This is a genomic window from Xanthomonas campestris pv. campestris str. ATCC 33913 (assembly GCF_000007145.1).
In the GTDB taxonomy this organism is placed as follows: domain Bacteria; phylum Pseudomonadota; class Gammaproteobacteria; order Xanthomonadales; family Xanthomonadaceae; genus Xanthomonas; species Xanthomonas campestris.
Window position 1 is genome coordinate 4,783,453 of record NC_003902.1, and the last position, 20,829, is coordinate 4,804,281.

18 protein-coding genes are annotated in these 20,829 nt (G+C 66.7%); 2 read left to right on the forward strand and 16 right to left on the reverse strand.

What is annotated here, in order from left to right:
• Positions 1-302 precede the first annotated feature (302 nt).
• The 9 genes from rpmG to rsmG all read right to left on the reverse strand — a co-directional run bounded on the left by rpmG (position 303) and on the right by rsmG (position 11,528).
• The gene (rpmG, locus tag XCC_RS20910; protein WP_002809462.1) at positions 303-470 is read right to left on the reverse strand and encodes a 50S ribosomal protein L33; all 168 of its coding nucleotides are present in this window, start codon (positions 468-470) and stop codon (positions 303-305) included.
• Between the two features lie 13 nt (positions 471-483).
• Positions 484-720 carry a 50S ribosomal protein L28 gene (gene rpmB / locus XCC_RS20915; RefSeq protein WP_002809459.1) on the reverse strand — a complete coding sequence of 79 codons (237 nt, stop codon included), beginning with the start codon at positions 718-720 and terminating at the stop codon, positions 484-486.
• Between the two features lie 341 nt (positions 721-1,061).
• On the reverse strand, positions 1,062-1,685 hold the full coding sequence (locus XCC_RS20920) for a cation transporter (RefSeq protein ID WP_011039104.1): 624 nt from the start codon (positions 1,683-1,685) through the stop codon (positions 1,062-1,064).
• Positions 1,682-4,894 (reverse strand): efflux RND transporter permease subunit, encoded by a 3,213-nt coding sequence (locus XCC_RS20925; RefSeq protein WP_029217104.1) that lies wholly within the window; start codon positions 4,892-4,894, stop codon positions 1,682-1,684. The genes XCC_RS20920 and XCC_RS20925 overlap by 4 nt, the downstream gene beginning before the upstream one ends.
• 626 nt (positions 4,895-5,520) lie before the next feature.
• Positions 5,521-6,786: an efflux RND transporter periplasmic adaptor subunit gene (locus tag XCC_RS20930; protein WP_043877847.1), complete on the reverse strand. Its 1,266-nt coding sequence runs from the start codon at positions 6,784-6,786 to the stop codon at positions 5,521-5,523.
• A 212-nt stretch (positions 6,787-6,998) separates the two neighbouring features.
• Positions 6,999-8,264 (reverse strand): TolC family protein, encoded by a 1,266-nt coding sequence (locus XCC_RS20935; RefSeq protein WP_011039107.1) that lies wholly within the window; start codon positions 8,262-8,264, stop codon positions 6,999-7,001.
• A 55-nt stretch (positions 8,265-8,319) separates the two neighbouring features.
• Positions 8,320-8,706 (reverse strand): hypothetical protein, encoded by a 387-nt coding sequence (locus tag XCC_RS20940; RefSeq protein ID WP_016944268.1) that lies wholly within the window; start codon positions 8,704-8,706, stop codon positions 8,320-8,322.
• Positions 8,707-8,925: 219 nt separating this feature from the next.
• Positions 8,926-10,743, reverse strand: coding sequence for a DUF885 domain-containing protein (locus XCC_RS20945; protein ID WP_011039109.1), 1,818 nt, complete (start codon positions 10,741-10,743; stop codon positions 8,926-8,928).
• Positions 10,744-10,889: 146 nt separating this feature from the next.
• Positions 10,890-11,528, reverse strand: coding sequence for a 16S rRNA (guanine(527)-N(7))-methyltransferase RsmG (rsmG, locus tag XCC_RS20950; RefSeq protein WP_011039110.1), 639 nt, complete (start codon positions 11,526-11,528; stop codon positions 10,890-10,892).
• Between the two features lie 327 nt (positions 11,529-11,855).
• Between rsmG and XCC_RS20955 the strand changes: the two genes are divergently transcribed.
• Positions 11,856-13,448 (forward strand): alkaline phosphatase D family protein, encoded by a 1,593-nt coding sequence (locus XCC_RS20955; protein WP_011039111.1) that lies wholly within the window; start codon positions 11,856-11,858, stop codon positions 13,446-13,448.
• Here the strand turns inward: XCC_RS20955 and XCC_RS20960 are convergent.
• Positions 13,430-14,044, reverse strand: a complete 615-nt coding sequence (locus tag XCC_RS20960; protein ID WP_019238104.1) for a 4'-phosphopantetheinyl transferase family protein — start codon at positions 14,042-14,044, stop codon at positions 13,430-13,432. The genes XCC_RS20955 and XCC_RS20960 overlap by 19 nt on opposite strands.
• Positions 14,045-14,173: 129 nt before the next feature.
• On the opposite strand from XCC_RS20960, the gene XCC_RS20965 reads away from it, so the two are divergent.
• Complete coding sequence (locus XCC_RS20965; protein WP_011039113.1) at positions 14,174-14,425, forward strand: GlsB/YeaQ/YmgE family stress response membrane protein; 252 nt, start codon at positions 14,174-14,176, stop codon at positions 14,423-14,425.
• Positions 14,426-14,494: 69 nt separating this feature from the next.
• Here XCC_RS20965 and XCC_RS20970 read toward each other — a convergent pair whose 3' ends face one another.
• From XCC_RS20970 to XCC_RS20995, 6 genes are all read right to left on the reverse strand, one after another.
• Positions 14,495-14,929 carry a GFA family protein gene (locus tag XCC_RS20970; protein ID WP_019238105.1) on the reverse strand — a complete coding sequence of 145 codons (435 nt, stop codon included), beginning with the start codon at positions 14,927-14,929 and terminating at the stop codon, positions 14,495-14,497.
• On the reverse strand, positions 14,926-15,705 hold the full coding sequence (gene xth, locus XCC_RS20975; protein ID WP_011039115.1) for an exodeoxyribonuclease III: 780 nt from the start codon (positions 15,703-15,705) through the stop codon (positions 14,926-14,928). Before xth ends, XCC_RS20970 begins: the two co-directional genes overlap by 4 nt.
• A gap of 89 nt (positions 15,706-15,794) precedes the next feature.
• On the reverse strand, positions 15,795-16,355 hold the full coding sequence (locus XCC_RS20980; protein WP_011039116.1) for a hypothetical protein: 561 nt from the start codon (positions 16,353-16,355) through the stop codon (positions 15,795-15,797).
• A 60-nt stretch (positions 16,356-16,415) separates the two neighbouring features.
• Positions 16,416-18,605, reverse strand: a complete 2,190-nt coding sequence (locus tag XCC_RS20985) for a phospholipase A(1) (RefSeq protein WP_011039117.1) — start codon at positions 18,603-18,605, stop codon at positions 16,416-16,418.
• A 144-nt stretch (positions 18,606-18,749) separates the two neighbouring features.
• Entirely contained in the window at positions 18,750-19,637 is an 888-nt protein-coding gene (locus XCC_RS20990) for an ankyrin repeat domain-containing protein (RefSeq protein WP_019238107.1), read from the reverse strand.
• A gap of 134 nt (positions 19,638-19,771) precedes the next feature.
• Positions 19,772-20,620: an ankyrin repeat domain-containing protein gene (locus XCC_RS20995; protein ID WP_019238108.1), complete on the reverse strand. Its 849-nt coding sequence runs from the start codon at positions 20,618-20,620 to the stop codon at positions 19,772-19,774.
• Positions 20,621-20,829 lie beyond the last annotated feature (209 nt).

Genomic DNA, 20,829 nt, shown 5'->3' on the forward strand with positions numbered 1-20,829 from the left:
GGATGCGCAACTGCGTGCGCGTGGGCTGTAGGTGTTCCCTTCTCCCATCGGGAGAAGGTGCCCCGCAGGGGCGGATGAGGGTACGTGCGAAGCCTCTGGCACTCCAGCCACTGCAAGTGGCTTCGCCCCGCACCCTCACCCCTCTCCCGCAGGAGAGGGGATGTAGTCCGCCGAGGCGTAGTGGCCCAGGAAGTATGCGGATTTAAACCATTGTTGCGATCAAACCCCGCAACCCTCCACAAACGCAAAAACCCCGCCTCTCGGCGGGGTTTTTGTTGGAAGCAGATCACGTAATCGGTGGATTACTTGATCTTGCCTTCCTTGTACATGACGTGCTTACGCACGACCGGGTCGTACTTCATCATTTCCATCTTCCCCGGAGTGTTTTTCTTGTTCTTATCCGTGGTGTAGAAGTGGCCGGTAGCGGCCGAGGAAATCATACGAATCTTGTCACGCTTGCCTTTTGCCATGACTGCTTACTCCTCAGACCTTTTCGCCGCGCGCACGCAGCTCTTTCAGAACGGCATCAATCCCGTTCTTGTCGATGGTGCGCAACGCATGCGCGGAAACACGGAGCTTGACCCAGCGGTTTTCGCTGGCGACCCAGAAGCGGCGCTCGTGCAGGTTGGGCAGGAAACGACGACGGGTTCTGTTGTTTGCGTGGGAGACGTTGTTACCCGTCTGCACACGCTTGCCGGACACTTGGCATACGCGGGACATTGCGCACCTCGATAAAGTTTGGTGTCTTCCTTAGCCAGGAAAACGGCGGCCCCGACAGCGCTTGGCTGCCACGCAACGTTGGGAATCAAGTACTTACGCTGGGAGCAGGCCGGCACCCCATCGCGTTGGGTGCCGCCGTCCGGAGCGATCCGGGCACAGCGAGCCGCGCATTATGCACGGCATTTCCTTGTGCCGCAAGCAGTTAGGGCGCTCCACCGGATGGCTACGCCCGGCTGCCGGGGGCGCGGGGCACGGGACTGCATGCGGAGTGGCACGCGCGAACTGGACCAGCTCGCGCGCGCCTGTCGTACAGCGATGCGTCTGCAGCACCCGAGGGAGTGCTACCCGGCGGTGCCCAGCTCGGCCCAGGCGCGCCGGGCCACCTGCCAGGCAGACCGTAGAAACACGACCAGCAAGCCGACCGCGATCAGCAGATCCGGCCAGCCACTGCCCAACGCCCAGACCGCCCCACTGGCAGCAAGCACCGCGACACCTTCGTAGACATCGTTGCGCGAACACGCCCATGCCGAGGCCAGATTGATGTCGCCATCGCGGTACGGCCACAGCAGGCGCAGGCACACCAGGTTGGCGAGGAAGTTCGCCGCGGCCACCAGGCCCATGCTCTGAAACAGCGGCACCTGCGGATGGGCCAGCTTCCAGCCGATCTCCGCCGCCACGGCCAGCGCCGCCAGCAAGATCAAGCCGGCCTTGAGCAAGGCCACGCGCGCCTTGGCCGCCATGCTGGCGCCCACCACCGCCAGACTCAGCGCATAGGTCAGCGCATCGCCCAGGTTGTCCAGGCTCCCGGACAGCAATGATGCCGCGCCGCTGTGCAGCGCACCGGCCAGCATCAGCGCAAAGCTGCCGGCATTGATTGCCAACACCCACCACAGCACGCGCCGCTGACGCGCGTGCATCGCCGCCACGTCCAAGGTTTTTCCGCATCCGCAACAGGGCGCGCTCATGGCGTGCCCCCGTGCTGCTGCGCCGTCATCGCTGAGGTGCGTGGGGCGCGCTCGCGGTGCAGCCAGCGGTACAGCACCGGCAACACCAGCAAGGTAAGCAGGGTCGAGGAGACGATGCCGCCGATCACCACCGTAGCCAGCGGGCGCTGCACTTCCGCACCGGCGCCGACGTTGAAGGCCATCGGCACGAAGCCCAGCGCCGCCACCAGTGCGGTCATCAGCACCGGCCGCAAGCGCGCCAACGCGCCTTCGCGCAGGGCCTGCTCCAGTGGCATGCCCGCATCGCGCAGGCCGCGGATGAAGGCGATCATGACCAGGCCGTTGAGCACCGCCACGCCCGATAGCGCGATGAAGCCCACCCCGGCCGAGATCGACAACGACAACCCGCGCAGCGCCAGCGCCACCACCCCGCCGGTCAGCGCCAGCGGCACGCCGCTGAACACCACCACCGCATCGCGCAACGAACCGAACGACCAGTACAGCAGCGCGAAGATCAGCAGCAGCGTGGCCGGCACCACCCAGGCCAGCCGCTGGCCGGCGGAAATCAGCTGCTCGAAGGTGCCGCCGTAGCCGATCCAGTAACCGGTCGGCAGTGCCACCTCGGCCTGCACACGCTGCTGCACCTCGGCCACGAAACTGCCCAGATCGCGGTCGCGCACATTGGCGGTGATGACGATGCGCCGCTTGCCGTCTTCGCGATTGATCTGGTTCGGCCCGAGCACGCTCTCGATCCTGGCCACCTCGCGCAACGGCACCGTGGTCGGCGCACCGCTGCGCCACCCGGCCGCGCGGCTGGATTCGTCGGCATCGTTGCGCTCGCCATCGCCCTGCAGCGGAATCGGCAGGTCGGCCAGCGCGGTCGGGTCCTGGCGCAAGGCTTCCGGCAGGCGCACCACAATGTCGAAGCGGCGGTCGCCGTCGAACAATTGCCCGGCCGGTTGCCCGCCCACCGCCGCGGCCACGGTGTCCTGCACCACGCCGGGATTGAGGCCGTAGCCGGCCAACGCATCGCGATCGGGCACCACGGCCAGCATCGGCAGCCCGGTGGATTGCTCCAGGCCGACATCCGCCGCCCCGGGCACGCTGCGGGCGATGGCCTCGATCCGCCGGCCCACCGTCACCAGCGTGTCCAGGTCATCGCCGTACAGCTTGATCGCCACGTCCGCCCGCACGCCGGAAATCAGCTCGTTCATGCGCATCTGGATCGGCTGGGTGAACTCGTAGTTGTTGCCGGGCAATTGCCGCACCGCCGCTTCGATCTCGGCCACCAACTGCGCCTTGGGCTTGCGCGGATCCGGCCATTGCTCGCGGGGATGCATGATCAAGAACGTATCGGCCACCGATGGCGGCATCGGGTCGGTGGCCACTTCCGCCGTGCCCAGCTTGCCGAACACGTGCGCCACTTCAGGGAACTGCTTGATGCGCCGCTCCAGCGTGGCCTGCATGCTGATCGCCTGCTCCAGGCTGGTGCCGGGAATGCGCATGGCATGCAGGGCGATGTCGCCCTCGTCCAGGTTCGGGATGAATTCGCTGCCCAGCCGCGTGGCCAGCGCCGCACACAACACCACCGTGGTCAGCGCACCAATGCCGACCCAGCGCGCATGCCGCAACACGCGATCCAGCAGCGGCGCATACACCCCGCGTGCCCAGCGCATGGCGCGATTTTCGTGCTCGGCCACCTTGCCGCCGAGCAACAAGGCGATGGCCGCCGGCACGAAGGTCAGCGACAGCAGCATCGCGCCGGTGAGCGCGAGCACCACGGTGACTGCCATCGGGTGGAACATCTTGCCCTCGATACCGGTGAGCGCGAACACCGGCAGATACACCGCCGCGATGATGCCCACACCGAACAGGCTGGGGCGGATCACCTCGGCGGTGGCCTCGGCGGTGAGGGCAAAGCGCTCGTCACGTTCCAGCACGCGGCCCAGCCGTGCCTGCGCCTCGCCGAAACGGCGCAGGCAGTTCTCCACGATGATCACCGCGCCATCGACGATCAGGCCGAAATCCAGCGCGCCCAGGCTCATCAGATTGCCCGACACCCCACCGCGCACCATGCCGGTGAGGGTGAACAACATCGCCAGCGGGATCACCGCGGCGGTGATCAGCGCTGCACGCACATTGCCCAGCATCAGGAACAGCACCACGATCACCAGCAACGCGCCTTCGATCAGGTTCTTGGCAACGGTGACGATGGTGCGGTCCACCAATGCGGTGCGGTCGTACACCGGCACCGCACGCACACCGGCCGGAAGACTGGCGTTGGCCAACTCCAGCCGCTGCGCAGCCGCCTGCGCCACCGTGCGGCTGTTGGCGCCCACCAGCATGAACACCGTGCCCAGCACCACTTCGGTTCCGTCCTGCGTGGCGGCACCGTTGCGCAGCTCGCGGCCTTCGCCCACCTGGGCCACATCGCGCACCCGGATCGGCACACCTTCGCGCCGATCCAGCACGATCGCGCCGATCTGCGCGATGTCATCCACCTGCCCAGGCACCCGCACCAGGAACTGCTGCCCGCTGCGTTCGATGTAGCCGGCACCAACGTTGCGGTTGTTGGCCTCCACCGCCTGAGCCACATCGTCCAGGGTGAAGCCCAATGCCACCAGACGCGCCGGATCCGGGGTGATATGGATCTGCCGCGCATGCCCGCCGATGGTGTTGACCTCGGTCACGCCAGGCACGTTACGCAACTGCGGGCGCACCACCCAATCCTGCAAGGTGCGCAGATCGGTCGCGGTCCACGCACTGCCATCGGCCTTGCGCGCGTTCGGCTTGGCTTCGACCGTGTACATGAAAATCTCGCCCAAGCCGGTGGCGATCGGCCCCAATTGCGGCTCCAGCTCCGGCGGCAATTGCGACTTCACCTGCTGCAGCCGCTCGGCCACCTGCTGCCGCGCAAAGTACAGATCGGTGCCATCGGCAAACACCGCGGTCACCTGCGACAACCCGTAGCGCGACAAGGACCGCGTGGACTCCAAGCCCGGCAGCCCCGCCAGCACCGTCTCCAACGGAAACGTCACCCGCTGCTCGGATTCCAACGGCGAATATCCCGGCGCCGCCGTATTGACCTGCACCTGCACATTGGTGATATCCGGCGTGGCGTCGATCGGCAACCGCGAAAAACTCCACGCACCGATCGCAATCAACACCCCCGTCAACGCCAGCATCAACCACCGCTGCGCGATCGCAAACCGAATGATCTTAGTGAGCATGGCGGGCACCTCCACAAACGTGCTGCGTACATGGCGCAGGGGTTGCGCGAACAGCACGCCTGCGACTTATCGCGCCAAAAAATCCAGCACTGCCCCAATCACCGTAGCAACCGCTGATGCAGCGAGCGTCTTTGTGATCAGCGTTGTAATTGGCATTGCTATTGTTGGTGTTGCTGTTCTTGTTGCTGCTGTGGCTGTGGCTGTGGCTGTTGCTGTTGCTGTTGCTGTTGCTTTCGATCTTGCCGTTGCCGTACCGGGGCCCCTTCCGCAGCGGCGGAGACGGTGGGCAAACCCCACCGGGGCGGCGCGCACGGATGCGCGACGTTTTCGGCAGGGACAGGATGTCCCTTCCGAAAATTCCCGCCGGCTCCGCGCACCCGAAGGGCGCGTAGGCGGGGTGTGCTTTCTTTTGGTTACGTTTCTTTGCACAAGCAAAGAAAAGTGACTCGCGCCCCAGAGGGCGTGAAAGCCCCTGCCGTTGCACCGTCCGAAAAGACCGAACACCGCGTTCGTTATTGCTAGCGAAGCACGCAACCTCGCACACGCCATGGTTTGAGCTGTCACGAAGCACCGGCAAACCCAACTGAAATGCCAGCGCAGCGGAGGACACCGCAGACACGCAACGATCAATGATCATGCGACGCCCCCGACTTCCCGATATCCGCCTTCACCAGATAACTCTGCTCCACCACCACCACATCCCCCGCCGCCACCCCCGACAGCACCTCCACGTGCTGCGCATCGCGCGCACCCAGCGTCAACGGCCGCACCTCGTAGGTCTCGCCCACCTGCACGAACACCACCTGCCAATCGCGGAACTGCTGCAACGCGCTCACCGGCATCACCAACTTGGCCGGCTGCTGCGCCACCGTCACCCGCGCCTTCACTGCCGACCCTGGCCGCCACAGGCCATCGGTATTGCGCAGCACCGCGCGCGCCACCGTGCTCTGGCTGGCGGTTGCCGTGCCTGGCAATACCCGCTCCAACGTGGTCTGCGCCACCACACCATCGCTGATGCGGGTCACGGTGACCGGCGCGCCGGCGGTGATGTGCCCGGCATCGGCGCCGAAGATGTGCAGGTCCACCCACAAGGTGGAGAGGTCGGCGATTTCGAACAGTGCCTGGCCTTCGCCGGCATTGCTGCCCACGCTGGCGTTGCGTGCCAGCACGGTGCCGCTGATCGGCGCGCTCACGCTGTAGGTGGTCAGGCTCAGATTGCTCTCCACCGTGGCCAGTACCTGCCCGGCGCGCACCTGGTCGCCCACGTTGGCGCGCAGGCTGCGCACCGGGCCGGGGAAGCGCGCGGTGGCCTGTGCCTGCCCGCCTTCGGCCGGCGTCAACAGGCCCTGTACTTCATGCTGGTCGGCAATGCTGCCGGCGGCCACCGGCGCCACGCGAATGCCACTTTCCTTGGCGATCGCCGCGGTGATCGTGGTGCGGCCTTCGTAACTTTCATAGGTCCAGCGATGCGCCTTGCCTTGCACCGTCGCACGCAGCTCGACATCGAACGAATGCGGCTCGGCCACCACGCTGTCGGCCAGCAGGCGGCCATCGGGGCGTGCGCTGAGCCGGTGCACTTCGGTGGCGCCGCCCAGACGGGTCAGCCGCACCTCCACACTGCCGGCGGTTGCCGGCAGTGGTTTGCCATCGCGGTAGAGCCAGGCCTGGTAGGTGGGCGGGGTGCCGTCTTCGGCAATCGCCAGCTCGACGCTGTCGCCGTCCTGGCTCAGCAGGCGCCCGCCATGGCTGCCTTTGGCGGCTTCCTCGGCGTGCGCCTCGCCGCCGTGTTCTGCGGCTTCGCCGGCATGCGCGTGTGCGTCTTCGCCGTCACGGCCGCAGCCGCCCAGCAGCAGCGCCAGCAACAGCGGCGCGATCCAAGAAGTCGTGGTCATGGAAACAGATCCTGTGAGGTGGCCGCGCACTGCGCCTGAGGCAGCAAGCGATGAAGAACAGCGCGTGGCGCTGGTACGCGAGGTGTGCGTCTGCAGATGTGTGCGTGGCAGCACGCGCAGGCGTGCCGTTGCTGCAAGACAACCGGTGGTGATGCATGCAGGCAGCAGTGCGATCAGCCTGCTGCGGCACTGCAGGTGCCAGACGTGCAGGCTCATGGCGTCACCTGCGCGGGCACGACAAACGGCTGGCCGGTCAGGCGCTGGATTTCGATCAGCGCGGTCTGCGCCTCCGATGCGGCAGCCAGTTGCTGCTGGCGTGCGTCGTTGTGCTGCGCCTGCAATTGCGCCCAGTCCAGATAACTGGTGGCGCCGGCGCGGTAGGCGCGTTCGGCAGCAGCATCGGCGCGGGCGAGTGCGGGCAGCACGTCCTCGCGCATGCGGCTGACTTCCAGCTGTGCGGCGCGGTAGCGGCCGTGCGCGTCGGCCAGCGTGGTGTAGAGCACCAGCACCTGCGACTGCCGTTCGATGTCCAGCAACGACAGCTCCGCTTCGGCCGCGCGGATCTCCGGCCGCGCACGTGCCGCGCTGCCCAGCGCCAACGACACGCCGCCGACCAGCGCGGTGGCATCGCTGCCCTGCAGGCGGCGCACGCCCACCTGCCAATCCAGATCCGGGCGTGCCTGGCTGCGGGCCAGCCGCACCCGTGCCTCGCGCACGCGCTGTTCGTTGTTCAAGCGCGCCAGCTCGGGCGTGGCATCGAGCAGCTGCGCCAGCACGTCGAAGTCGGGAATCGCCGGCAGCTGCAGCGGGTCGCCGGTGACTGCGGCGAAGTCGGGCGTGCGTTCACCCCACAACACCGCCAGCTGCCGACATGCGGCCAACCACTCCTGCTGCGCGCGATCGCGCTCCAGTTCCGCCCGGGCCTGCAGCGCCTGCGCGGTCAGCACCACCGATTCGGGCGATGCGCCGGCCTGCAGGCGCTGACGCGCCGCCCGCACGGTGCGCTGCCGTTGCGCCAGCGTCTCCAGCGCCACCGTCTGCCGCTGCGCCGCCAGGCTGATGGCCAGATAGCGCCGCGCCACTTCGGCCAACACGTCCAGCCGCGCCAGTGCGCGTTGGGGTGCCAGCGCGTCGATGCGTGCCTGGGCCAGGGTGCGGCGCGCGTCGAGCTTGCCGCCGCGTTCCAGCACGCCGGCCAGGGTGACGGTGAGTTCGGCCTGGTCCAGCACGCGCGCAGGTCCGGTGCCGAACACGTTTTCGACCTGGGCGCCCAGGCGCAACGGCGGGCGCAGGGCGTCGCGTTCGGCTTCGGCGGTGAGCACCGCACGCTGGCCATCGGCCAGGCGCAGATCGGGATGCTGCCGGGCAACGCGCGCAATGGCGTCGTCCAGGGTCAGCACGGGTTTGGGCGGTACGTCCTGCGCCATGGCGCACGGCACGACCGCGAAGACGGCAAGTGCCGTCAGTCGCAACCACATGAGGGTGTCTCCGGAATCGGGATCGATGGACAGGCCGGCAGCTGCCGGCGATGCATCACGCCGCGATCGGGGGACGCAACAGGGTCTCGATCAGGTGCGACCGGTAGACGCTGGGCAGCGGCGCCGGCTGCGCCTGCGCGCTGGCCGGCAACGGGCCCCACGCTGCGGCCGACAACAGGGCCGGGCTGTGCCCGTGGCAATAGCCGCTGTGCATCAGGGCATGCAGCAGGCCGGCGCCATCCTGGTCGCCGCCCGCATCGGCTTCGTCGGCACCGTCGTGGCCATGCGCGGCGGTGTCGTCCAGATGTGCCTGGTCATGCGCCAGGGCATGCACGTCGCCCAGCGCACAGGCGATGGGCGCGACCAGCACGCCCATCATCAGCACCGCCAGCGCCATCAGGCGCAGCAACGGGTGCAACAGGCGGGCGCGGCGAAGCAACATGCCCGCAGCGTATAGAGGCCGGGGGGGTTACACAATCGCAGTGCGGGTGTCTTGTCGCTTTAGGCGTAGAAACACCGATGCCGGTGTCGGGGTGCGCCTGACGGGTGGACGTCGGTTGGGGATCGGTACGGCTTCGCGGCCAGGGCCGCTCCTACGTGGAGCGGGCCACTGGTGCCGTCTTTCCTGTGCAGGCCGCCGCGTGGCTGCGGGCCCGGGCGATCACGGCGCGGTGGTCGGTGCCGGCTTCTGGTCGGCCGGGCGGGCCTTGCTCTGCGCGATGAAGGCGCGCACCTGCTGTTCCAGCACCGGCAAGGTCACCGAGCCCTGGCGCAGTACCACGTCGTGGAAGGCCTTGATGTCGAAGCGCTCGCCCAGCGCCTGTTCGGCTTCGGCACGCAGTTTGACGATGGCGATCTCGCCGAGCTTGTAGCTCAGCGCCTGCGCCGGCCAGGAGATGTAGCGGTCCACCTCGGTGGTGACTTCGTGCTCGCTCAGCGCGGTGTGGTCGCGCAGGTAGGCCAGCGCCTGGTCGCGGCTCCAGCCGTCGTGATGCACACCGGTGTCGATCACCAGCCGGCAGGCGCGCCACATCTCATAAGTGAGCCGGCCGAACTCTTCGTACGGCGTCTCGTAGATGCCCATCTCCTGGCCGAGTTTTTCGGTGTACAGCGCCCAGCCTTCGCCATAGGCGGAGATGTAGTTTTCGCGGCGAAAGGCCGGCTGCTCGCCCTGTTCCAGCGCTAGTGAGCCTTGCAGCGAGTGGCCGGGCGAAGATTCGTGCAGGGTGAGCGCGGGCAGGTTGTACAGCGGTCGCGACGGCAGGTTGTAGGTGTTGACCCAATAGGTGGTGGCGCCGCCGCGCCCGGCGGTCCAGAACGGGGCGATATCGTCCGGCACCGGCTTGATGGTGAAGCGCCCGCGCGGCAGCGTGCCGATGAACTTGCCCACCTGCCCGTCCACGCGTTTGGAAATCCACGCGGCGCGGTCCAGCAACTCCTGCGGAGTCTTGGCATAGAACTGCGGATCGGTGCGCAGGAAGGTCAAAAACTGCGCAAAGCTGCCCTTGAAACCAACCTGTTGGATGATTGCGTTCATTTGGGTCTGGATGCGCGCCACCTCGTCCAGGCCGATCTGGTGGATCTGGTCCGGGGTGAGATCCAGCGTGGTGTATTCGCGGATCTGCTGGCGATAAAACGCCTTGCCGTCGGGCATGGCTTCGGCGGCCAGGGTGGTGCGCGCCTTGGGCACGTAGTCGTTGCGGAAGAAAGTCAGCAACCTGGCGTACGCCGGGATCACCGCGCCGCTCACGGCCGCCTTGGCCTGCGCGCGCAGCTGCGCCTGCTCGGCGGCGGGGATCTGCGCGGGCAGCTGCTTGAACGGTGCGTAGAAGGTGGACTCGGTGGGGTCGCTCACTTGCGCCACGGTGGCGATGGAGCCATCGCGCCCGTCCAGCACCGCGCGCGGCACGCTGAAGCCGCGGGCCAGGCCGGCGCGCATGTTGGCGACCTGCTGGTCGAAATAGCGCGGCACGTCATTGAGGCGGGCGATGTAGGCGCGGTATTCGGCGGCGGTCTTCATTGGCCGCTGCGCCATGAAGCCCAGGTTGGACCAGAACGAGCTGTCCGAATTGAACGGCATCTCGTAGGCGCGCAGGCGCACTTCGGCGGCGAGGTTTTCCACCTGCGGGCGGTAGATGGCGTAGTTGACCTGGTTGGCCGGGGAGAGCGTGGCCGGGTCGATGCCGTCCAGCTGCTTGAGCACGCCGTCCCAGACCGCCAGGCGCGCCTGCTGCGCGGCCGGGCCAACGTCGGGCAGGCGGGTGTTGTCGCCGGTGGTGTCGGTGTCTTCGTCGGCCTGGCCGGTCTCGGCCTGCCGCCATGCCCATTCTTTCTCGTAGATGGCGCGGAAGCGCGCATCGGCTGGCGCTTCGGCGCGCAGCGTGGCCGGCGCGTTGGCTGCCACCGGTGGCGCGGCATCGGCGCTGAAGGACAGGCCCAGCAGGGCGAACGAAAGTGCGGCGGCAAGGGGAGATGTCACGTGCGGGCAACCTGCGGTCGAATCGAACCTCCGATCATCGCAGGCACCGGGCCGGCTGCCATGGGCCGGAAGTCCCAACGCGTGCGTCAGGCTTGCGGCTGGGCTTGCTTCATCTCATGCAGCGCAGCGTGCGGGGTTACCCCAGCTCAGTCCTTGTGCACCACCACCAGGTGACGCTCGCCGTCCAGGCCGGGCACCTGCAACGGATGCACCTCGCCCACGCGCCAGCCGGCGGGCAATGCGGCGATTTCCTCGTGCGGGTAGACGCCCTTCATCGCCAGCAGGCTGCCGCCCGGGCGCAGCAGATGCCCGCCGACGGCGATGATGCCGGCCAGCGTATCCAGCGCGCGGGCGGTGAGATGGTCGTAGGCGGCCGGTTCGTCCACGGCTTCGGCACGCGCCTCGGCCACGCGGGCATTGCCCAACGCCAGGTGCCGCAGCGCCTCGCGCATGAAACGCGCCTTCTTGCCGTTGCTTTCCACCAGCGTCACCTGCAGCTGCGGGCGGGTGATCGCCAGCGGGATGCCGGGCAGCCCGGGGCCGGTGCCCAGATCGGCCAGCGTGCCGCTGACGATGTAGGGCTGCATGGCCAGCGAATCGAGCAGATGGCGGGTGACCATCTCGCGCGGGTCGCGCACGGCGGTGAGGTTGTAGGTCTTGTTCCAGCGCACCAGCAGCGTCAGGTAACGCAGCAGCGGCGCGGCAAAGTCCGCATCCAGGGATTGGGCCTGCAGGCCGTTGGCCAGTGCGGCAGAGACATCGGGGGGAAGCGCAGCATCGTTCATGCCGCGATTATCGCAGCTGGCAGTGGCGCGGCGGGATTGGGGATTGGGGATTGGGGATTGGGAAGCGGGAAGCGGGAAGCGGCTGTAGCAGCACACGAGCACGTTGCACACCGACGCCAGCCAGCCCCTGATTCATACCGTGTCGGGTGCGACACAGCGGCGCATCCCCGGCGCGGCCTGACGCGTTCGGTGGGGGACGCGCGTCAGGCCGTCCGGATCAGCGTGATCCCGGTCACGCGACTTCCACCAGTGCCCTCCCGCGGACACGCGGCGGTCAAACAGCCGCGCTACACCTGCAGGCAGCCGCCGCTGACTGAAGGACTGCCCATGTCTGCCTCCGATCCCGCCCGCCGCCGCCTGCTGCAAGGTCTGGGTGCCGGCCTGCTGTTGCCGGCCACAGCCGGTTGGTCCACACGCACATTGGCGGCGCCCTCCGGGCGTCCGCTGATCACCGATGGCGTGCAAAGCGGCGATGTGCAGGAGGGCCGCGCGATGCTGTGGAGCCGCTGCGATCGCCCGGCGCGGTTGCGGGTGGAATGGGATACGCGACCGAGCCTGCGCCATGCACGGCGGATCGACGGCCCGCTGGCGCTGCCCACGCAGGATTTCACCGCACGCGTGGACCTGGCCGCGCTGCCGCCGGGGCAGGACATCTTCTACCGGGTGCGCTTCGAAGATGCACACAGCGGCGTGTTGAGCGCACCGGTGCACGGGCATCTGCGCAGTGCGCCGCAGACACGCCGCGATGTGCGCTTTGTCTGGAGCGGCGACACCGTGGGCCAGGGCTTTGGCATCAATCCGGACATCGGTGGCATGCGCATCTATTCGGCGATGCGCGCACGCAACCCGGACTTCTTCCTGCACAGCGGTGACACCATCTATGCCGATGGACCGGTCCCGGCCGAACTCACGGTGGAAGACGGCAAACGCTGGCGCAATCTCACCACCGCCGCCAAGAGCAAGGTGGCCGAAACACTGGACGAATTTCGCGGCAATTACCGCTACAACCTGCTCGACGACCATCTGCGCCGCTTCAACGCCGAGGTGGCGCAGGTGTGGCAATGGGACGACCACGAAACCACCAACAACTGGTCGCCCGACAAGCAGCTGGATGCGCGTTACCAGGTGCGCGATATCGAGGTGCTGGCGGCGCGCGCACGCAAGGCCTTCCTGGAATACGCGCCGATGCGCGGCGTGCGGGCCGACGGCGATGGGCGCATCTACCGCAAGATCAGCTATGGCCCGCTGCTGGATGTGTTCGTGCTGGACATGCGTAGTTATCGCGGTGCCAACAGCGACAACCTGCAACCAACGCCCGGCGCAGATGCCGCGTTTCTCGGCCCGCAACAGCTGGCCTGGCTGCAGCGCGAACTGGCCGGCTCGCGCGCGCAATGGAAAGTGATTGCCGCCGACATGCCGATCGGGCTGCAGGTCCCCGACGGCCAGGATGCGGATGGACGTGCGCGCTGGGAAGCCATTGCCAATGGCGACCAGGGCGTGCCGCGTGGCCGCGAGCAGGAGATCGCCGCATTGCTGCGTTTCATCAGCACCGCGCGCATCCGCAATACACTCTGGCTCACTGCCGACGTGCACTACTGCGCGGCGCATTACTACCACCCGGATCAGGCCGCGTTTCAGCAGTTCGAACCGTTCTGGGAATTTGTCGCCGGCCCGCTCAATGCCGGCAGTTTCGGGCCGAATGCACTGGATGCCACCTTCGGCCCCACGGTGGTGTTCCAGAAGGCGCCACCGGCACCGAACACCTCACCGTTGGCAGGCTTTCAGTTCTTCGGCGAGGTGGAGATCGACGGCCACAGCGGCGTGCTCACGGTGACCTTGCGCGACCTCGATGGCGTGGCGCAGTTTCGCCAGCCGATCCTGCCGCATGGCGCATTGCCGCCTCACACCGCCAACGGGTAACAGGCCAGCGCCGCGCGGCAGTCGGGCGCGGCCAGCCATTCGTGCAGCTGCCAGTGCGCAGCCTCGCCCAGCGCCGGGTCGCACCAGTGCAGCTGCAGCGCACCGGAGGCAACCGGTGCAAACGCCAACCGGTGCAGGCCGAACGACAGCCCGTGGCCATGGGCCTTCAGCAGCGCTTCCTTGGCGCACCACAGGCGGAAGAACAGCGGCTGTTGCGTCTCGGCGGGCAGCGCCGTCAGCCAGGCGATTTCGTCCGGGTGGAAGAACCGCTGCGCGATGTCCAGCAAGCGGGGGCGTTCGCGGATGCGTTCCAGATCCACGCCCAGCCGCACGCCGTGGCCCAGCCCTACCAGCAGATGATCGCCACTGTGGCTCCAGCCGGTGTCCCACTCGGGCAGGGCCGGCTGCAAGGTCGGCCGCCCGCGCGCGTCACGCTGCAGCGGCACCTGCGCCGGGTCCAGTCCCAACGCCTTGCCCAGCAATTCGCGCGCCTGCGGCTCGCCGCGTTCGCCGTGCCGATGCGCACGCCGCCAGACCTGGGTGGTGCCGAATTGCCAGTGGTCCGGCTCCGCGGCTGGCTGCATGCCGGACGCCATCACGTGGCCTGCACCAACCCGAACCGCAGGCCGCGCCGTTCAGCGCGCTGCACAGGCGTTTCACGGCCGGCTGCGTTGAATGGCGCCCACGCACCAGCTCCGGTGCGAACGAACGAGGAGAGTGGGGGCATGGGCATCATCATCTGGTTGATCGTCGGCGGGATCGTGGGTTGGCTGGCCAGCATCATCATGCGGCGTGATGCGCAGCAGGGCATCATCCTCAACGTAGTGGTGGGCATCGTGGGTGCAATGATCGCCGGGTTCCTGTCTGGCAACAGCATCAACCAGGCCATCACACTCATGACATTCGTGTGGTCGTTGATCGGTGCGGTCATCCTGCTGGCCATCGTCAATCTGTTTACCCGCGGTCGCGCGCGCTGATTCCATCGCAGGGCTGTGAACACAACGCCCGGGCAAGCCCGGGCGTTGTTGTTTCAGCTGGCCAAGGGCTCACTGCGGCGCGACGCGATCGGCCGGGTGATGGATGCCGTCTTCCACCGGCACGGTGATGTTCAACGCATACGGGTTGACGCCCTCCAGGCAGCCGACGTTGTAGCCGTATTCGTTGGGATTGGAACGCCGGCGGTGATGCGTGTAGATGCCGCACACCCCGCAGAAATAATGCGCGGCTGCATGCGTGTTGAACTGGTACAGCCGCAACACGTCCTCGCCTTGACGCACGTGCAGGCCTTGCAGCGGCACCGAGGCCACGATGGCCCCGCGCCGGCGACACATCGAGCAATCGCAGCGGCGCGGATCCACCAGGCCGTGCGGCAGGTCCAGATCGATCTGCACCGCCCCGCAGTGGCAATTCAACCGATGCACGGCGCCCAGCGTGATATCGCCCACCTTGTGCGTGCTGCGCCGCAAATGCCGCTCGCTCATGCGCCTGCCTCGGCCAACCGCACCCACGCCGGTGCGTGGTCGCTGGGGCGCTCCCAGGTGCGTGGTTCGCGGTCGATGCCCGCTTCCACCGCGCGGGCGCGCAGCGCATCCGACACCAACGTCAGGTCGATGCGCAGCCCCAGGTTGCGGCGGTAGGCGGCCTGGCGGTAATCCCACCAACTGAAGTGGCCGGCATCGTCGTGATGCAGGCGAAAAGCATCGTGCAGGCCCAGCGCCAGCAGCTTGTGCAGGGCGCCGCGCTCGGCGGTGGAAGTGAGGATGTGGTTGTCGCTCCACACCTCCGGCTCGTACACGTCGCGCGCGTCCGGGGCGATGTTGAAGTCGCCCAGCACCACCAGCTGCGGGTGGCGCTGCAGCTCCTGCGCGATCCAGTCGTGCACCGCCTCGAGCCAGCGCAGCTTGTAGGCGTACTTGTCGGTGCCCACGTCCTGGCCGTTGACCACATACAGATTGATGATGCGCACACCATCGACGGTGGCGGCGATGACGCGCTGCTGCACGTCATCGAACCCGGGGATGCCCATCTGCACCTCCAGCGCCGGCGAGCGCGACAGGATTGCCACGCCGTTGTAGGTCTTCTGCCCGCAGAACACGCTGCGGTAGCCCAGCGCGGCCAGTGCCGCATCCGGGAACTTGTGGTCTTCCAGCTTGGTTTCCTGGATGCCCACCACGTCCGGCGCAAAATCCGCCAGCCACTGTTGCAGGTGCGGCAGGCGCACGTTGAGCGAGTTGACGTTCCAGGAGGCAATCTTCATGGCGCGGACCGTGGTTCAAACCACCAATGGTACCGCGCCCTCGTCCATGGCCCGATCAGTCCATCCATCCACGACGCTCAAGGCTTCCGTCATGGACGCGGTTTGACCACCCGGTATTGGCTGCGCTCGCCGCTGCGTGGCCCGCGCGCATCGACATTGGCGCACAAGCGGTCACCACATAGAACGACATCGCTGTTGGCCACCGCCTGCAGCACCTTGGCATCGAGCCGGTAGCGCGTCAGGTCCCGGCGCGCTTCGGTCAGCAGGTACACACTCGAGGCACAGGCCAGCACCGTCGCAACGATCAACCCGGCGCAGGTGATCCAGGCACGGGTGAGCCACCGCCTGCGCAGCGCTTCGTGCGCGGTTTCCACCGCCTGCAAGGCCGTGCCGGAGCGCGAGATCACCGCATCCAACCGGCGCGCGGCGGGCGCGAGACTGCTATCGAGCGCCTGCTGCCAGGCCTGCTGCAGCTGCGGCACCGCGCCGCCGACCAGGCGATTGATGTCATCGCCGTTGCGCGCAGCCAGGGCGCGCAGCGCTGCCATGTCCCGCTCCAGCGCCGCATGCTGGCGCTGGTCGCGCGCTTCGATGGTGGCAGCCAGCGTGCCCAACGCCCTGGCCAGGTCCTTCAGCTCTTCTTGGTGCATCCGTCGTCTCCGTCACCGTGCATCGCCAACGCGCATCCGCCTTGCCGCACATACCGGTGCCTACCCGCCACCGCCGCCTCCACCACCGCCGCCCCCTCCTCCGCCATCACCGCCACCGCTATCGGCCGCGGCCATAGCCGGCCCCTGGTGCATCAGGCTCATCACGCGTACCGGCCCGTGCGCCATCTGCACATCGGCCGGCTGCATGTCGGCCGGGGTCCAGGTCACCTGGTTGGTCACCGCCTCCTGCTCGCGCTGCTGCATCAACGCCTGCCCCTCCTGCAGCAGCGCTTGCCCTTCGGGCGAATGCCGGATCCGCTCGGCCGCCTTGAATACCCCCGCCTCGTCGTGATTGCGCAGCGCCTGCAGCATCGCGTCGATGTCCGCATCGCCGGTCCGCAGCGCCGTCGGCGCGTGCGGATCCTGCTGCGCAGCCGTGCGGCCCTGGCCCAGGACCTGACGGGCCTGCTGTTCTTCCGCATCGATCCGCGCCTGCAGGCTCGGCACCACCGTCTCGGTCATCAGGTGGCGTTCCAGCGCCTCGTGCAGCGAGCGTTGGCCATGCACCGACAAGGTAGCCGTCTGCGCCACATTGCCAAGATTGTGCGGGGTGCTGGGCGTGAACCGGAGTTGGGTGGCAGCACCGGCGGCCAGTAGCGCACCTTCCAGCGCACCGGCGCTGGGCGCATGCGCGGTGAGGCCGGCGAGCGCATCGCCGCCGGCATCCAGGGTGCGATTCAGGCGACCGCCAACAGCGTCCAGCACCTGTTGCGGCAGCGCCGACGCGGTACGCACCTGATCCGCGGCGGCCGTTGCCATGCCCGCGGCCGTGTGCATCAAGGTCTCTGCCTGCCGCGCGCCATCTTCGCGCAGCCGCGCGGCGTGCTGCTCGGCCTGCTGGCGGTCCGCCTGGGCCTGGCGCTCCAATGCCTTGGCCTGCTCCAGCAGGGCGGCCTGTGCGGTATCGGGCAACCAGCGTGCGGCACCGCGCAGTGCGACCGCGGCGGTGTCCTGCGCCTGCGCCTGGGCCTGCAACGCCCAGCGTTGCGCGCTGGCATCCAGCTCGCCGGCAACCGCACGGCCTGCGGCCAGGCCACGGCCCAGCGTGTCGCCACCGGCTTCGAGTGCTGCGCCCGTAGCGCTACCGCCATGGCGCACGGCCGCACCCCCCATCTGCATGCCGCGCGCCGCGCCGTCGCCGGCCGCATCCAGCGCCGCATCGCCCGCCCGCCCCAGCGCGGCGCTGTGTTCGCCCAGGCCACGTCCGATCTGCGCACCGGCAGCGCCGGCCCGCAACACGCCCAACGCCGGGCCAGCCAGGTACAGGCTCTCCTGCAAGGTCAGCGCCTGCGCGCGGTCCACCAACGCGCCATCCTGGCCCTGCATCTTGGCCGGCAACACCGGCTCGATGCGGCCGGCGGCCAGCGGCAGCTGCTGCAGCAGCTGGGCGGTATCGCCCTGCGCCAGCCGGTCCACGAACGCATGCACCGCCGGCTGTGCATTCACCGGCACATCGCGGGTCAGCGCTTGGTCGAGCAAGGCCTGCCCCTCCGGCAAGCTGCGCATCAGGGTGGCGGTGTCGCCCATCACCGCCGCCAGCTGCTGGCGCCGCGCCGCATCCAGCCGGTGGATGTTGTCCTGGATGCCGTTGTTGAGCATTTCGCCCTGGACTTGATAGGCCACGACGGTGTCGGCGGTGTCGTAGAGCTGTACACCGGGTGTGCTCTTGGCAAAACGCTGCGCAGTCGCCGGATGCAATCCTGCGGCGTTGAACGTGGTTGCCGGCACGCCACTCACCGCAGAGCCTGCCGAGCCCATGCCGCCGCCCAGGGAATGGCCGGCAATTTCGAAGTCGACGTTCTGCAACTTTAATTGCGATGCCAAACGCATGGCACGGTCGTAGTAGTCGGTCTGCATGCCAACCGACTGCGGGAAGTTGTTGGCCAGAAAATCTTCGGCACTGGTATCGCGCAGGCCATTGGCGGTCGCGACCTCTCCCGCTGAGCCTTTGTAGACCACGGTGGGCTTGTAGTCGGGCCCGAGGATTGCCGGATCGGGAATGTAGATTTCGGCACGGAAGCCCGAGTCGTCAGGCTTCAGGTAGTCTTTCAATCTATCCGAGCCAAGCGAGCGCAGCTCAGGAATACGGCTTTGCAGTAACTCGATGTTTTCGCTCCCACGGATCCATCCAACAGGAGAATGGCCGAGTCCCTTGGCCGAATCGTAGACATCGTCTGCAAGCGAAGCCATCTCATGCGCGTGATAGAGCTGTTGCAGCTCGGCAGCACGCGATACAGCCTCTGCTGTGCCGCTGGCACGCAGGTCGTTCAACAGTTGCTCGCGTCGTCTGTGCAGATCTGGCGTTTGCATGCGATCAATCCTTGCGCATGGAGGTCAAAGCAGCGGAATCTCTTTTTCTTCCGAGGGGAAGTGGAACGCCTTGCGCATGCGTTTGTAGTGCTCCGGCATCGCAGGTCGCACATATCCACGCGCGAGCAGCCATTCCTGGCATTTTTTCTGCCAGCGTGGATCCTGAGGGTTTCCCGGATGCCAATATATGGAAGAAATTGTACGCGAATCCATTTTGGCTAACGGAATATCCCCGGAATACTCAATCCTCGGGTCCGCCCCGTGCTCCAACAACCAGAAAACCCGCTCAAATCCGCCGGACCCCGAGTAATTCTCCAGAATGGTTCCACCCATTCCGGCCAATGCATTAACGTCGGCTCCCTTTTTCACTAACAACTGGATGTTCGACCACTTATCCTGCTTGATAAGTGCGTGGAAAAGCAGTGTCTCGCCATTTGAATTGTAAGTATTCGGATCCCCGTCGTGATCGAGCAGCAGCTTGAGGTAAACAGAATCATCTTGCTCGGCTGCCCACACCATTGCGCGGTTGCGGTAACGTCCCTTGAACCGCGTCGTCTCCTGCAAAGGATGCAGTTGCCCAGCATTCGGATCGGCCCCATTCTCCAGCATCGCCTTCAACCCGGTCGGGTTGTGGGTGAAGATCGGCCAGAACAACAGTGGATATCCATCCTTGGAGAAGATCCTGTCCGGATTCACACCCTCCACCTTCATCAGCCGCCGCACTTCCTCGGCATCGCCCTGCTCGGCCGCCAAAGCCAGTGCCAAGGCCTTGGGGTCGCTGAAGTTGCGCTCGGGCGCATAGCGCGATTGCGCGGCAGGCGAACAGCCGGTGATGGCCAGCAGCACCACACAGCAGAACCGGATGAAACAATGCGATGGCTTCACGCGCGCCTCCGTTGCGGCTGATTGCATAGGGACAGGATGGTAAGCCAGTTGGCCGCTTGCAGCGCAGGACCTGCGCTGCATTTCGTGTGCGCTGCGTCTCCTCGGTGCTGCGGTGCCGGCTGGGTGGGCGTTTGCATGCGATCAATCCTTGCGCATGAAGGTCAAAGCAGCGGAATCTCTTTTTCTTCCGAGGGGAAGTGGAACGCCTTGCGCATACTCCGATAATTTTCTGGCAATGGAGGGCGCTCATATCCCCGCTTCAACAGCCATTGCTGGCACTGTCGCTGCCACTGCGGGTCCTTGGGATTGCCCGGATGCCAAAAGATGGCCTCAATTATTCCAGAGTCTTTGAGATGGACAGGGTTGCCATAAGCGAACTCGATGGTTGGATCTGCACCATGCTGCAGAAGCCAGTAGACGAAGTCGAAGCCACCGCGGATTGCATAGGCGGCCGTAATGCTATTTCCCATTCCCGCAACCGCGTTTATGTCCGCACCGCGCTCGACAAGAAGCTTTATGTTGTCCCATTTGTTCTGCTTGATAAACGCGTGGAATAACAGGCTCTCGTTGTTTGCATTACGCGTATTGGGATTACCGCCATGATCCAGCAGCATTTTGAGATAGATCGGGTCGTCCTGCTCGGCTGCCCACACCATGGCATTCGGATTATTGCGAACGCCTCGATCCAGCGTTTGATAAGGCAGCGCCACATTCGGATCAGCCCCATTGTCCAGCATCGCCTTCAGCCCGGCCGGGCTGTGGGTGAAGATCGGCCAGAACAGCAGTGGATATCCATCCTTGGAGAAGATCGTGTCCGGGTTCACGCCCTCCACCTTCATCAGCCGCCGCACTTCCTCGGCATCGCCCTGCTCGGCCGCCAGCGCCAGCGCCAGGGCCTTGGGGTCGCTGAAGTTGCGCTCGGGCGCATAGCGCGATTGCGCGGCAGGCGAACAGCCGGTGATGGCCAGCAGCACGATGCAGCAGAACCGGATGAAACAATGCGATGGCATCCCACGCGCCTCCGTTGCGCCGTGTCCGCTGGCTCGACGCGGTAAGGGTGACCGCTGCACCGCGCGGCTTGCCACAGATTGCTGTGGCAACGAACTGGCGAATGCAAGCGATACTGACGGACGCAGCATAGCGCAGACGGGTGGCCTGGCAAGCGCATCGCGCGCTTACTTTACGGGTATAGCCGCATCGGCAGACCGGTGCGATGGGG

Bases quoted from the DNA above. Each gene is read 5' to 3' on its own strand.
- xth (WP_011039115.1), bottom strand. From the start codon at position 15,705: ATGAAGATTGCCTCCTGGAACGTCAACTCGCTCAACGTGCGCCTGCCG.
- rpmG (WP_002809462.1), bottom strand. From the start codon at position 470: ATGGCAAAAGGCAAGCGTGACAAGATTCGTATGATTTCCTCGGCCGCT.
- XCC_RS20930 (WP_043877847.1), bottom strand. From the start codon at position 6,786: ATGACCACGACTTCTTGGATCGCGCCGCTGTTGCTGGCGCTGCTGCTG.
- XCC_RS20980 (WP_011039116.1), bottom strand. From the start codon at position 16,355: ATGCACCAAGAAGAGCTGAAGGACCTGGCCAGGGCGTTGGGCACGCTG.
- XCC_RS20985 (WP_011039117.1), bottom strand. From the start codon at position 18,605: ATGGCTTCGCTTGCAGACGATGTCTACGATTCGGCCAAGGGACTCGGC.
- XCC_RS20940 (WP_016944268.1), bottom strand. From the start codon at position 8,706: ATGTTGCTTCGCCGCGCCCGCCTGTTGCACCCGTTGCTGCGCCTGATG.
- XCC_RS20995 (WP_019238108.1), bottom strand. From the start codon at position 20,620: ATGCCATCGCATTGTTTCATCCGGTTCTGCTGCATCGTGCTGCTGGCC.
- XCC_RS20990 (WP_019238107.1), bottom strand. From the start codon at position 19,637: ATGCAATCAGCCGCAACGGAGGCGCGCGTGAAGCCATCGCATTGTTTC.
- XCC_RS20965 (WP_011039113.1), top strand. From the start codon at position 14,174: ATGGGCATCATCATCTGGTTGATCGTCGGCGGGATCGTGGGTTGGCTG.
- XCC_RS20970 (WP_019238105.1), bottom strand. From the start codon at position 14,929: ATGAGCGAGCGGCATTTGCGGCGCAGCACGCACAAGGTGGGCGATATC.
- XCC_RS20925 (WP_029217104.1), bottom strand. From the start codon at position 4,894: ATGCTCACTAAGATCATTCGGTTTGCGATCGCGCAGCGGTGGTTGATG.
- rpmB (WP_002809459.1), bottom strand. From the start codon at position 720: ATGTCCCGCGTATGCCAAGTGTCCGGCAAGCGTGTGCAGACGGGTAAC.
- XCC_RS20935 (WP_011039107.1), bottom strand. From the start codon at position 8,264: ATGTGGTTGCGACTGACGGCACTTGCCGTCTTCGCGGTCGTGCCGTGC.
- XCC_RS20960 (WP_019238104.1), bottom strand. From the start codon at position 14,044: ATGGCGTCCGGCATGCAGCCAGCCGCGGAGCCGGACCACTGGCAATTC.
- rsmG (WP_011039110.1), bottom strand. From the start codon at position 11,528: ATGAACGATGCTGCGCTTCCCCCCGATGTCTCTGCCGCACTGGCCAAC.
- XCC_RS20955 (WP_011039111.1), top strand. From the start codon at position 11,856: ATGTCTGCCTCCGATCCCGCCCGCCGCCGCCTGCTGCAAGGTCTGGGT.
- XCC_RS20920 (WP_011039104.1), bottom strand. From the start codon at position 1,685: ATGAGCGCGCCCTGTTGCGGATGCGGAAAAACCTTGGACGTGGCGGCG.